The 12,183-nt window shown below is 67.8% G+C and carries 11 protein-coding genes and 1 tRNA gene; 1 reads left to right on the top strand and 11 read right to left on the bottom strand.

Going from position 1 to position 12,183, the window contains the following annotated elements:
* Positions 1 to 4: 4 nt before the first annotated feature.
* From GGQ80_RS04540 to GGQ80_RS04550, 3 genes are read right to left on the bottom strand one after another with little or no spacing between them, the layout of a single operon-like run.
* On the bottom strand, positions 5 to 2,125 hold the full coding sequence (locus tag GGQ80_RS04540) for an NAD-dependent epimerase/dehydratase family protein (protein ID WP_183982701.1): 2,121 nt from the start codon (positions 2,123 to 2,125) through the stop codon (positions 5 to 7).
* Positions 2,122 to 3,132 (bottom strand): glycosyltransferase family 2 protein, encoded by a 1,011-nt coding sequence (locus tag GGQ80_RS04545; protein WP_183982702.1) that lies wholly within the window; start codon positions 3,130 to 3,132, stop codon positions 2,122 to 2,124. Before GGQ80_RS04545 ends, GGQ80_RS04540 begins: the two co-directional genes overlap by 4 nt.
* A gap of 2 nt (positions 3,133 to 3,134) precedes the next feature.
* The gene (locus GGQ80_RS04550; RefSeq protein ID WP_183982703.1) at positions 3,135 to 4,181 is read right to left on the bottom strand and encodes a glycosyltransferase family 2 protein; all 1,047 of its coding nucleotides are present in this window, start codon (positions 4,179 to 4,181) and stop codon (positions 3,135 to 3,137) included.
* A gap of 116 nt (positions 4,182 to 4,297) precedes the next feature.
* Between GGQ80_RS04550 and GGQ80_RS04555 the strand changes: the two genes are divergently transcribed.
* Positions 4,298 to 5,989, top strand: coding sequence for a hypothetical protein (locus tag GGQ80_RS04555; protein WP_183982704.1), 1,692 nt, complete (start codon positions 4,298 to 4,300; stop codon positions 5,987 to 5,989).
* Here the strand turns inward: GGQ80_RS04555 and GGQ80_RS04560 are convergent, their stop codons facing one another.
* The 8 genes from GGQ80_RS04560 to GGQ80_RS04595 form a co-directional block, all read right to left on the bottom strand.
* Positions 5,990 to 6,631, bottom strand: coding sequence for a tetratricopeptide repeat protein (locus GGQ80_RS04560; protein ID WP_183982705.1), 642 nt, complete (start codon positions 6,629 to 6,631; stop codon positions 5,990 to 5,992). It lies immediately after the preceding gene.
* On the bottom strand, positions 6,631 to 7,032 hold the full coding sequence (locus tag GGQ80_RS04565) for a cytochrome c-type biogenesis protein CcmH (protein WP_183982706.1): 402 nt from the start codon (positions 7,030 to 7,032) through the stop codon (positions 6,631 to 6,633). Before GGQ80_RS04565 ends, GGQ80_RS04560 begins: the two co-directional genes overlap by 1 nt.
* Positions 7,029 to 7,556 (bottom strand): redoxin family protein, encoded by a 528-nt coding sequence (locus tag GGQ80_RS04570; RefSeq protein ID WP_183982707.1) that lies wholly within the window; start codon positions 7,554 to 7,556, stop codon positions 7,029 to 7,031. The genes GGQ80_RS04565 and GGQ80_RS04570 overlap by 4 nt, the downstream gene beginning before the upstream one ends.
* Entirely contained in the window at positions 7,553 to 9,475 is a 1,923-nt protein-coding gene (locus GGQ80_RS04575) for a heme lyase CcmF/NrfE family subunit (RefSeq protein ID WP_183982708.1), read from the bottom strand. Before GGQ80_RS04575 ends, GGQ80_RS04570 begins: the two co-directional genes overlap by 4 nt.
* Entirely contained in the window at positions 9,472 to 9,918 is a 447-nt protein-coding gene (gene ccmE / locus GGQ80_RS04580; RefSeq protein ID WP_183982709.1) for a cytochrome c maturation protein CcmE, read from the bottom strand. Before ccmE ends, GGQ80_RS04575 begins: the two co-directional genes overlap by 4 nt.
* Positions 9,919 to 10,015: 97 nt before the next feature.
* Entirely contained in the window at positions 10,016 to 10,834 is an 819-nt protein-coding gene (gene ccmC, locus GGQ80_RS04585) for a heme ABC transporter permease CcmC (RefSeq protein ID WP_183982710.1), read from the bottom strand.
* A 109-nt stretch (positions 10,835 to 10,943) separates the two neighbouring features.
* Positions 10,944 to 11,996, bottom strand: a complete 1,053-nt coding sequence (locus tag GGQ80_RS04590) for a Leu/Phe/Val dehydrogenase (protein ID WP_183982711.1) — start codon at positions 11,994 to 11,996, stop codon at positions 10,944 to 10,946.
* 99 nt (positions 11,997 to 12,095) lie between these two features.
* Positions 12,096 to 12,172: transfer RNA gene (locus GGQ80_RS04595), tRNA-His, on the bottom strand.
* Positions 12,173 to 12,183 lie beyond the last annotated feature (11 nt).

Consider the following 12,183-nt stretch of genomic DNA (forward strand, 5'->3'; position numbering starts at 1 on the left):
ATCCTTAGCGCGTCGACGCCGCGACGACCTCATCGATGCCGTGCCGGATCATCCGGTCGCGATCATGCACCGGATGCCAGTCGAGCGTCGTCTCGGTATCGGTCGCATCGTAGCGCGACTGATGCCCGCGCGCCGCCGAGTCATGCAGGCTGGGGAAGCGACGATTGGGGTGGCGGATCGCATATTTTGCGCCTTCCTTGACCGCATCGGCGATCCAGGTCCGCCACGCCGGCTTGGCCGCGGCGACACTGGCGGTGCCGGTCGCACGGCTGAGCGCGTCGACATACTCGCGCGCACTGAGCAGTGGCGGGCTGGTCAACAGGAACTGGCGGCCGCCGATGCCCGGCGTCGTCATGCCCTTGACCAGTCCGGTCGCGACGTCGTCGACCAGAACGAGCGGCAGCTTGTTGGTGCCGTCGCCCCAATAATGCAGCCGGCCCTCGGTGGCGAAATTGGCGACGCCGATGTGCGCGGGCGGGCTGCCGATGCCGAGCACGATGCCGGGCCGCATCACGACCAGCTCCATCGCCGACTGGCTTGCGATGTCGCGCAGTACCGCCTCGCCAGCGGCCTTCGACCGGGCGTAGAGGTTGCGCGTGGCGATCGCCTTGTCGACGGGCGTCGTGTTGTCGATCGTCGTGGCAGCACTCGCCGAATTATAGGAGTCGATCGTGCCGGTGAAGACGAAGCGACGAACGCCGGCACGCGCCGCCTCTTCGCCGAGCACGCGCGTCGGTTCGATGTCGCTCTGCTGGTAATCGGCCCAGCGCTTGCCGACCGCTTTTGCCAGGTGGAAGACGGTATCGATGCCGACGAGCGCCTGCTTCACTCGCTCGCGGTCGCCGTGCGACCCTTCGAACAGCTCGACCGGCTGGTCGCCGAACTCATGCGCACCCGACTGGGCGTTGCGGGTCATCACGCGGACGGCATAGCCCTGCGACACCAGCTCACGGACGAGGCGGCGACCGATGAAGCCCGTGCCACCGACGACGAGCACGGTCGGCGTCTTGGGCGGTTGCGGCAGCGGCAGGCGTTCGACCGCCATGCTCGGCGGTTCCAGACCGGCCTTGGCAACGATCCGCTCGCACGTTTCGATCACGCGGGCGGCAAAACGCCCTTCGTGCCGCGGATCGACCGACGCGACGCCGCCGTCATAGAAGGCGCTGATGCTGCGATGGATGCTGTCCTCGAAGGGGTTCGCCCACGGCCGCTTCTTTAGCGCCAACACCGTGCGACGAAGGCGATCGGCCCACGCCTGCCGCCCTGCCGGCGCCGCCATGGCGCGCCGTGCCGAAAAGGATTCGATCAGCGGGTTATAGTCCTGCGTGTCGTCGATCCAGCCGAAGTCGCGGCCGAAGTCGATCTGCGCGTTCGCCGCCGATGCGCGCAGGCGCAGCGAGCGGTCGGCATAGCCCGGCGTCAGCGATAGCGTGACCGTCACCGCGGCGTTGCCGGCATGGCCGACGACCTGCCAATGGCGATAGGCGGTCTTGCCACCGGGCAACGTCAGCGAGCGCGACGTCACCACCGCCTCGATGTCGACGTCGCCGGCGAGGTCGATCACGCTCGCGATCAAATGCGGCGACAACTCGAACAGGATGTTGGCCGGGCGGTCGAGCATCCAGGTGTCGAACGGGCCGAACTGCAGCTGCGGCAGCGGGAAGAGCCAATTGGCGGCGATGCAGTCGATCGCGCCCAGCTTGCCTGCCTTCGCCGCCTGGCGGACGTCTTCATACGCGCGCGAGAACAGGAAGTTATGGTTGACGCCAACGGTGACGCCCTTCTCCTCCGCCAGCCGGCACAGCTCGACGCACGCGGCACCGTCGAGGCCCATCGGCTTTTCGAGGAAGACCGACTTGCCCGCCTCCACCATGCGGGTCGCCGCCTGCAGGTGGAAGGTCGGCGGAACGAGGATGTGGACGACGTCGCAATCCGATGCAGCCAGCTCGTCCATGCTGGCAGCCCAGCGCGCGAAGCCGAACTGCTCGGCCGCTGCCCTGGCGCGGCCCGCCGACACGTCGCAGACCATCGACAGCTCGACGTCGGGCAGTGCCGCCACCGCCGTCGCGTGTGATTTCAGGATGTAGCCGGCCCCCAGCATCCCGACCCTGGTAACCGCGCTCATGCCTTCACCCCTTCAGGTCCCTTGTACTCGATAATGCGATAGCTGCCTCGCCAGCGATTGCGCGCGTACTGCAAGACTCCTTGCATATTCGCGAACTTCGTCAGCAATCCGAAGCCCGCGACGCGCAACGCCAGCGACGATGGGCGCCCTGCCCTCAGCGCGCCGCGGTACATGCGATAGCCGATCACGCCGTAAAGGCCGAGCAGCAGCAGCGACGCGCCATGCGTCGGGATCGCCAGCCCCAGCGAGATCGCCGGGATCGCCGCGCCCCACACCAGCGTGCTCGCCAGCTCGCGGCGACAGTCCGCCACCCGGCTACGGCCATGCAGCGCATAGCGCTGGGCCAGCGCATGGCCGGCGCGCACCGCCCGCCGCCACCACGGTTTGAAGCCGGTGATGCCGTTGTCGTGGCTGGCCATCGGCGCGTCGATCTTCATCACCGACCAATCGGCGAGCGACATTCGCACGCCCAGCTCCGAATCCTCGCCGGCGATCATGTGCGGGTCGAATCCGCCCACCGCCCTGAACGCCTCCGCGCGCACCAGCATGATGCCACCGAGGTTGCCAAAGTCGGTGATCGGACCGGCGCCCGACGCCCATTCGAGCGCGCTGAGCTGGCCATACACAGATGTATCGGTGCTCGCCTCGGTCAGGTGGCCGACGACGATCGCGCATCGCGGTTCCACCTCCATCATGCGCCTTGCCGATGCCGGGAAGCCGGGATGAAGCTCGCAATCGCCGTCGAGGAACATGACGAAGCGGGGCGCATCGGGGCCGGCCGCCAAGGCCTCGAACCCGGCATTGCGCGCGCGGGCGGCGGACATCGGGCTGGCGGGGTCGAGTTCGACGACACCAATTCCCGCCGATCGCGCAATCGCGACGCTGCCGTCGCTCGACGCACTGTCGACATAGACGACCCGTCCCTCGACTGCCCGGACCGAGGCGAGCGCGGCGGGCAGATGATGGGCCTCGTTGCGGCCGATGACGACTGATCCGACGGTAGCCATGCTTAGAATTCTTTCATCCACGCCGGCTCATGTCCGGTGGGGCTGTCCCAGGGGGAAATGACGGGGGCAGAGTCTCGGCGGGAGGCGTAAAGGCCTTGGCGGATGAGGTCGATTTCCTCATGCGGCGCATGAGCCCCGCGCGGCCTGATGCCAAGCGCAAACAGCGGCCGCCACACCAGCGCGCCCGTCAGCCATGCCGCCGATGCCATCCAGGCGTGAAGGCGCCCGCCGGTCAGGGCGAAGTACCGCCGCCGCGATCGATACCAATAGCCAGGCAACCGGCGCGGCGCCGAACCGCCGTCGGCCACCCCGGTTGAGACGCCGCCGATATGGTGCACCCGGCTATCGGGCACATGGAGCACCTGCCACCCGGCATCGGTCAGCCGGTGCATCAACTCGACCTCCTCAAAATACAGGAAGAAGCCCTCGTCGAAGAGCCCGGCTTCACGCAGCGCCGCCATCCGCAGCATCACGCTCGCGCCCGTCACCCAGCCGACACGGGTGGTTTGCGCCGAGGCGATGAACGAGCGGCTGCCGAGCAGACGCCTCACGCGGTCGATGCCGAGCCCACGCACAAATTCGGATCGCATCGACGGAAAGTCGAACGCCGACCCCTGTGCCTCCCCCCCCTCGCCGACCAGCAGGCTACCGGCGCACGCGGCGTTGGGCTCGTGCTCCAGCGCGGCGCGCAGCGCGGCGATCGCGCCCGGCTCGATGACCGCATCGGGATTGAGCAGGTGAATGAACCGCGGCGGCGTCGCACGCGCCATCAGCCGCCTGATCGCCTCGTTGTTCGCATAGCCGAAGCCACCGTTGATCGAGAGCGGCAACAGGCTCACCCAGTCGCCCGCCCCCAGCCCAGCAACGCCGGCGGCGATCGTCTCGACCGAGGCGTCACCCGATCCGCCATCGACGACGACGACGTCGAACGAAGGCGAGCGCCGGCGCTCCTCGGCAAGTGCACCGAGGCAGTCGAGAACATGGCCGGGCGTGCGATAGTTGACGATGACCACCGCGACGTCCGCCAGGACGCCGTTCGTAGCCGTCATCCGCCCGACCCCACGGCGAAGGTCGACGTTTCACCGGGAACGGGGCGACAGGCGGGAAGGGAATGATCATCGCGCATCAGAGCAGCCTATATCGCGCAAACATGTTACGAGACCGTATGGTATTTCTCCGCGAAACGCGCCGTTCGCTCATTGCTCTCGCGGCATGCCTGCCGCTGACCGCAGCCGGCGGCAGGTCGGCGACCCCGCAATCGCCCGTCGCGACCGCCGACGCAAGCGACGCAACGCCGCTCCAACGCCGCATTCCGACGATCGGCATGAACCTCGAATCGGCGGACCTGACGTATTACGGAACGGCATTTCCCTTCATCGACCGGATGCGGACGTCCCCGGGGTGGAGCGCCAAGGATCTCAATTTCGACAATCTGCCCCAGGGTACCGTCGTCATGAACCCGAAGACTCACCTTCCAGCCGGTCAGGCCAGCAACATATCGCAGGTCTCCACCGTGATCGGGCTCGACCCCGCGCCACTTCCCGGGCCCGATCGCTACGTCATCACATGGGAAGGCGCGGGCGTCGTGCGGATGGGCTACAAGCTGGCAAGCAACGAAAAGGCCGGCGATCACCGCTACACCTTCGATTATACCGGAACAGACGTCACCGCGAACGTCGTGGTGACCAAACTCGACGATCGCGACCCCATCCGCAATCTCCACCTCGTCCGCGCGGACCAGCTGGACCGATTTGCAGCAGGGCAGGTCTTCTCTCCTGAATTCCTCACCCGCGTTGCGCAATGGAGCGTGATCCGCTTCATGGACTGGGGACGTACCAACGGCAGCACGATCGTCGACTGGAGCCAGATGCCGAGCGACGCGTCGATCTGGCAGGAAACGGGTGCGCCGATCGAGACCATGGTAGCGCTGGCGAATGCCGCCAAGACAGACATGTGGTATTGCATCCCCGCTCACGCCAACGACGTGTTCGTCCGGCAGGCCCTGACATACGTCCGCGATCATCTCGAGCCATCGCTGACGCTTCACCTCGAATATTCCAACGAGGTCTGGAATGGCGCCTTCGAGCAGTTTCATTATGCCCAGGCGCAGGGTGCGGCACTGGGCCAGCGGCTGAAGCTGACGAAGCCGATCGGAACGATGGAATGGTACGGCTATCGTTCGGCGCAGATCGCGAAGCTGACCGATGAGGTCTATGGCACCAGCTCGCGTCGACGCGTCAAGAACGTCGTCGGGACGCAGACTGCGTGGCTTGGGCTCGAGGATGCGATCTGGGACGGCGTGAAGCTGTCGCGGCTCGGCACGCCGGCCAGTCTGTTCGAAGAATATGCGGTAACGACCTATTTCGGACACAGCATCGGCGGTGGATCGGATGCCGACAAGGCCAAGGTACTGGGCTGGGCGCGCCAGGGGCCGGCAGGGCTCGACGCCGTGTTCAGCGAATTGTCGACTGGTGGGCAACTTTCGGACGATTCATCCCTCGACAATTTGAAGAAGCCCCTCGCCTATCACGCCCGCGTCGCGAAGCGGCTGGGGCTCGACCTCGTCGCCTACGAAGGCGGGCATCACCTGACCGCGCTCGGCTACGCCAACAAGGACCAAGACGACGTGGTCGCGTTCATCGGCCGCATCGTCAACGATCCGCGCATGGGTCGGCTGTACACCCAGATGATCGACGAATTTGGTGCAGTGGGCGGCAAGACGCTGGTCGCGTTCAACGATGTCGGCGGGGTGACGAAGTTCGGGGCCTGGGGCGTCAGCGACACGATCTACCAGGAACATTCCCCCCGCTACGACGCCCTCGTCGCGGCGCAGCGGCGGGCGACGCAAAAGCCCTGATCAGCGCGGCGCGCGACCGCCGGTCAGCGTCAGATAGCGGTCCAGCAGCAGCAACCGCATCGCGATCCCCTGGCGATAGGGAGCGTTGGTGGGGGTAAGCGCCAGCGCCCTCGCCCACAGCGGCCGCGCGGCGGCGAAATCGCCCGCGCGAACATAGACGAGCCCGGCGAAGAACGGCGGCGCCGGATGGTCGGGCGACAGCCGGCTGGCATGGCAGAAGGCGAGCAACGCCGGCGGCGACATCCGCTCGCCGTCGTTTGCCGCCAGCGCGGTGCCGAGTGCGGTCCATAGCAACAGGCTGTCGGGAATGCGGTTGATCCCGCCCAGCAACACCCGCACCGCCGCGGCCTTGTCGCCCGAACGCCGCATCGCGTCGGCCGCGATCACATAGGCACCGTCGCCGGTGAAGCGTCCCAGCATCTGGTCGCGCAGCACGGCAAGTTCGGGATCGTCGCTCTCCGCGGCCACCTGGGTCGGCTGCGCCGGGCTGGCGGGCAGCATCGCGCTTCCCTGCAACGCATAGCCGACGGCGCCTAGCGCCAGCGCGGCACCGGTCATCATCCACAGGATGCGCGGCAGCCGCGCGACGATCATCGCGCCCATCGCCAGGGCGACGATCGCCAGTAGCGCGATCCACCCCATCAGCGCCGCCGCACGAAGCTGGCGCGCGCGATCCAGCCGCCGATCGCCAGCAGCACGAACGGCGCGATCCACAATGGCCAGGTCGCGGCATTCAGCGGCGGATCATAGCTGACGTAATCGCCGTAACGGTCGACCAGCCAGGCACGGACCGAATCGGGCGACTCACCCGCGGCGATCCGCCCCCGCACCAGCGCACGCATGTCGCCCGCCATGTCGGCATCGCTATCGGCGATCGACTGGCCCTGGCAGACGACGCAGCGCAACGTCTCCATCAACGCCTTCGCCTTCACCTCGAGCGCCGGGTCGCGCAGCTGGGTGTTGGCCAGCGCGGCGGGCGGCTGGTTGGTCTGCGCCGATGCCGCGACCGAGAACAGCAGAATGAAGAGGAGGCCGCGCTTCACCGGGCGTTCCTCACTGCCTTGGCGATCGCATCGACCTCGTCGGCGCGGATGTCGCCGACATGTTGGAGCACGATCCGCCCCTGCCCGTCGATCACGAAGCTTTCGGGCACGCCCGACGAGCCGAGCGCGAGCTGGACCGAACTCTGCCGGTCGCTGCCGATGCTGGCGTAGGGATCGCCATTGCGGGCGAGGAAGCTTTGCATCGCGGCCGCCGTATCGCGCACGGCGATGCCCTCGATCGGCACGCCCATCGCCTTCAGCCGCATCAACTGCGGCGCCTCGGCGATGCACGGCAGGCACCAGCTGGCGAAGATGATGAGCAAGCGCGGCTCGCCACGCCGGAAGGTCGCTGCCTGCAAACCGGGCTTGCCGGCGACGAGCGCAGGCAGGCTGAAGTCGGGCAGCGGCTTGCCGACCAGCGCGGAGCGGACGGTGCGGTCGGCGGGGCGGATCAGGCCGGCGGCGACCACCGCGAACAGCAGCGCAAAGACACCCAGCGGCAACCACAGCATCACCCGCTTCAAGCCCACGCCTCCTGCATCGCCACGCGCCGGTCGCGCCGCCAACGGCCGTAGAGCGACAGTACGCCGCCCAGCGCGATCAGCCCGCCGCCCAGCCAGATGAAGGTCACGAACGGCTTCCACCACAGGCGCAGCTGCCAACGGCCATCGTCGTTCTGCTGCCCCAGCACGGTGTAGAGCTGGCCGTCGAGCGTCGTCAGGATCGCGCTTTCGTTGGTGCTGGTCACCGGGTCGGTGAAGAAGCGTGACTGCGGGCGCAGCACGCGGACGTCGCCGCCGCGGGTGACCGTCAGTCGCGCCTCCAGCGCCGACCAGTTGTCGCCGATTGTCGGCCGGATGCCGTCGAGCACGACCTGATAAGGCCCGACCGCCACCGGCTGGCCGACCGACGCCGCGACGAGCCGCTCGGTGGTGAAGGCGCTGTCGCACGCCATGCCCGCCATGCTGACCGCGATACCGAGATGCGCGACCGCCATGCCCCAGATCGTCAGCGGCGTTCGTCGCCAGTTGCGGCGAACCAAGGGCTCGACGCTGGCGACCGCGAGCCCAGCCGCGAGCGCGATGCCGAGCAGCGGCAGGAGCCCGACGTCGAACCCGTTGAATACGATCACCCCCGCCGCGGCGAAGCAGGTCGCGGCGATCGGCCACGTCATCCGCTGGAGCAGCCTGCTGCCATCGTCGTGCCGCCAGCGCAGCAGCGGCCCCACGGCCATCGCCACGACCAGCGCCAGCGCGATCGGCCCCGCCGCCTTGTTGAAGAACGGCGGCCCGACCGACAGCTGCACCCCGAACGAGGCGGCGACGAGCGGGTAGAGCGTGCCGATCAGCACGATGCCCAGGATCACCGACAGCAGCAGGTTGTTGAGCACCAATGAGCCTTCGCGGCTCAGCAGCGCGAAGACGTTACCCGCCTTTACCGTCCCGATCCGCGCGCCGAACAGCGCCAGCGCGCCGCCGACGTAGAGGACGAGGAGCGCCAGGATGAAGGCCCCGCGCCTGGGATCGACGGCGAAGGCATGGACGCTCGTCAGGATTCCCGACCGGACCAGGAAGGTGCCGACCATCGACATCGAGAAGGCGACGACCGCCAGCATCACCGTCCAGGCGCGAAGCCCGTCGCGGGTCGCCAGCACGCTCACCGAATGCAGCAGCGCGGTCGCCGCCAGCCACGGCATCAGCGACGCATTCTCGACCGGGTCCCAAAACCACCAGCCGCCCCAGCCCAGCTCGTAATAGGCCCAATAGCTGCCAGCGGTGATGCCAGTCGTCAGGAAGATCCAGGCGCCCAGCACCCAGGGCCGCATCGCCTTGGCGAACGCGGGGCCGACCTCTCGCGTCACCAGCGCGCCGACCGCGAACGAGAAGGCAACCGAAATGCCGACATAGCCCACGTAGAGCGTCGGCGGGTGGAAGGCGAGGCCGGGGTCCTGCAACAGCGGGTTCAGCCCCAATCCGTCGAGCGGCGCCGGATCGACGCGCGCGAAGGGGTTGGAGGCGAAGAGCAGGAAAGCGTAGAAGCCAAGCGCGATCAGTCCCTGCGCGCCCAGCGTCGCGATCAGCGTCCGCTCGTCGAGCCGCCGTTCCAGCAACGCGACGGCGGCCCCCGCCACCCCCAGGATCGTCACCCAGAGCAGCATCGATCCTTCGTGATTACCCCAGGCGCCCGCGAATTTGTACAGCCACGGCTTCATCGAATGGCTGTTCTCGACGACCAGGCGCACGCTCATGTCGGACGCCAGGAAGACCCCGATCAGCGCCGCCATTGCGATGGCCGTCAACAGCCCCTGCCCCACCGCCACCGGCCGCACGCCGGCCGCGACGTCGCCGCGCCCACGCGCGACGACGAGCGCCGCCAGCGCCACCTGCAACGCCGCCAGCGCAGCGGCGAGCCACAGCGCGGCCAGGCCAGCCTCGGCCATCATTTCGTGAGCGACTTTGTCTCGTGCATCGTCCCGGCGGAAGTCTTCGCCAGTTCGGGCGGCATGTATTTCTCGTCGTGCTTGGCGAGCAGGTTGGTCGCCACGAAGGCGCCGTCGGGGCGGAAGCTGCCCTCCGCGACCACGCCCGATCCCTCGCGGAACAGGTCCGGCACGATACCGGCAAAGGTGACCGGCGTCGTGGCCTGGCCGTCGGTGACGGTGAAGCGCACGGTCACGCCGTCCTCGGCGCGCGCGACGCTGCCCTTCTCGACCATGCCGCCCAGCCGCACCGCGCGGCCGACCGGCACGCCGTCGCGCTTCACGTCGGAGGGGGCGTAGAAGAACGCCGCCTGGTCCTTCAACGCCGACAGCGCCAGCAGCGCCGCCGCGACGATCGCCGCGACCGCGAGCAAGGCGAGGACCAGCCGCTGATTCTTGGCCGTCATCGCTCGCTGCGCCGCATCTGGATATAGCTTACCAGCGCCAGCACCGCGCCGCCGCCAATCGTGACGGCATAGGCCGCGATCACGAACGCCCACTGGTTCACGCGCGCGCCATCCGCCGCAACCGCGCTTCCGCCTTGGCACGGGCGAGCAGCGTGCGCATCCGCATCAGGACCACGCCGGCGAAGAACAATGTCGCACCGGTCAGCACGATCGGCAACGGCCACAGGATCGCGCCCGCGATCGTCGATTTGGTCAGCCCGATCGACGGCCCCTGGTGCAGCGTGTTCCACCACACCACCGAATAGCGGATGATCGGCAGCAGGATCGTGCCGGCGATGCCGAAAATCGCGGGGATTCGCCCGTCCCCCTCACGCTCCGCGTCGGCGCGGGCGAGCGCGAGATAGCTGACATAGACGAAGAACAGCAGCAGCATCGACGTCAGCCGCCCGTCCCATTGCCACCAGGTGCCCCAGGTCGGTCGCCCCCAGATCGATCCGGTGACGAGGCACAGCGCCGCGAACGTCGCTCCCGGTGCCGCGATCGCGCGTGCGGCGATCGCCGCCAGCGGATGCCGCCAGACGAGGAAGGCGATGCTGCTGATCGCAATCCCGCTCCACCCGCCCATGCCCAGCCAGGCGGTGGGCACATGGATGTACATGATCCGCACCGTATCGCCCTGCAGATAGTCGGGCGGCGTCAGCGTCAGCCCGACCCAGCTGCCGATCGCGACCAGCGCGATGCCGAGCCAGGTCAGCACCGGCGTCAGCGGCTTGGCGATCCGCAGGAACCGCGCAGGATTGGCGAAGGCGTGGAGGGCTGGCACGGTGAAGGTGCTGATATGGCAGGGCGCGGGAAAAGCAACGTTCGCGTGCACGTGCCGCAACGGCCACGGACTGAAATCAACCAATCTCGTCATCCCGGGCTCGACCCGGGATCCATCTATCCGCGAGCGACTCCGGCAGTAACGGAACCAGCCGCCTAGCCGCGCGATAGATCCCGGCTCGAGGCCGGGATGACAATAGCAATCAACCCCGCCCGATCAGACGCTGCGCGATCGTGTCGGCGACCTCCGCCGCGGGCCGTCCGGTACGGTCGCTCTCGTTCCACACCTCGTTCAGGCGATCCGGGATCTTGGCGATGCGCGCCATCACTTCGGCCTCGTCGCCGCGACCGAGATACTCAAGCCCGACGTTAATGATGCCGCCGGCGTTGATGACGTAATCGGGCGCATAGAGGATGCCCCGCTCGTGCAGCCGGTCGTAATCCTCGAGCGTCGCCAGCTGGTTGTTGGCCCCGCCCGCGACGACCTTCACGCCGAGCGTCGGGATCGTCGCCTCGGTCAGGATCGCGCCCAGCGCGTTCGGGCTGAAGATGTCCGCCTCGACGCCGAGGATCGAGCCCGCAGCCACACATGCCGCGCCGAGCTCGTCCGCCAGCTTCTGCGCCCGCACGCCATCGACGTCGGCGAGCGTCAGCACCGCGCCGTCCTTCGCCAGCAGCTTGGCCAGGCCGCCGCCGACCGAGCCGACACCCTGGATCGCGACGCGAACGCCCTTCATGTCGTCGGCACCCAGCCCGCGCTTCGCTGCCGCCTTCACGCCCAGATAGACGCCGTGCGCGGTATAAGGCCCCGGATCGCCGCCCGCCTCACCGCTTTCGACGGGCAGGCCGGAGACGTATCTGGTCTCGCCGGCGATCACCTTCATCCGCTCTTCGGACATGCCGACATCCTCGGCGGTGACATAGCGGCCTTGCAGCGACTCGACCGCGCGGCCGAATGCCTTCAGCTGCTCGGTGGTGATCGTCTCGCCCGGCTGGCTCGCCAGCACGACGCCCTTGCCGCCGCCCAGCTCCAGGTTGGCCATCGCGTTCTTGTAGCTCATGCCGCGCGACAGCCGCAGCGCATCGGTGATGCCCGCCGCGTCATCGGCATAATGCCAGAAGCGAACGCCGCCCGCCGCCGGGCCGAGGTGAGTCGAATGGATCGCGATCACCGCGCGAAGCCCGCTCGCCGGATCGGTGAAGAGGTGAACGCCCTCGTGATCGTCGAAATCCGCGAAACCCCAGCCGGCCATCATGCTCTCCACCCGATGAAGAAAATTGCGTGGCTGCGTAATATTCTTCCAGACAGCGGAATGCCAGCCTAGAAACGCTATGCGGAGTGAAAGCTAGGGAAATGGGGCGACCGACGGGACTTGAACCCGCAACATCCGGCATCACAAGCCGACGCTCTAACCAATTGAACTACGATCGCCGTGAGGATCG

The organism is Sphingomonas jinjuensis (assembly GCF_014197105.1).
Classification (GTDB): Bacteria; Pseudomonadota; Alphaproteobacteria; order Sphingomonadales; family Sphingomonadaceae; genus Sphingomonas; species Sphingomonas jinjuensis.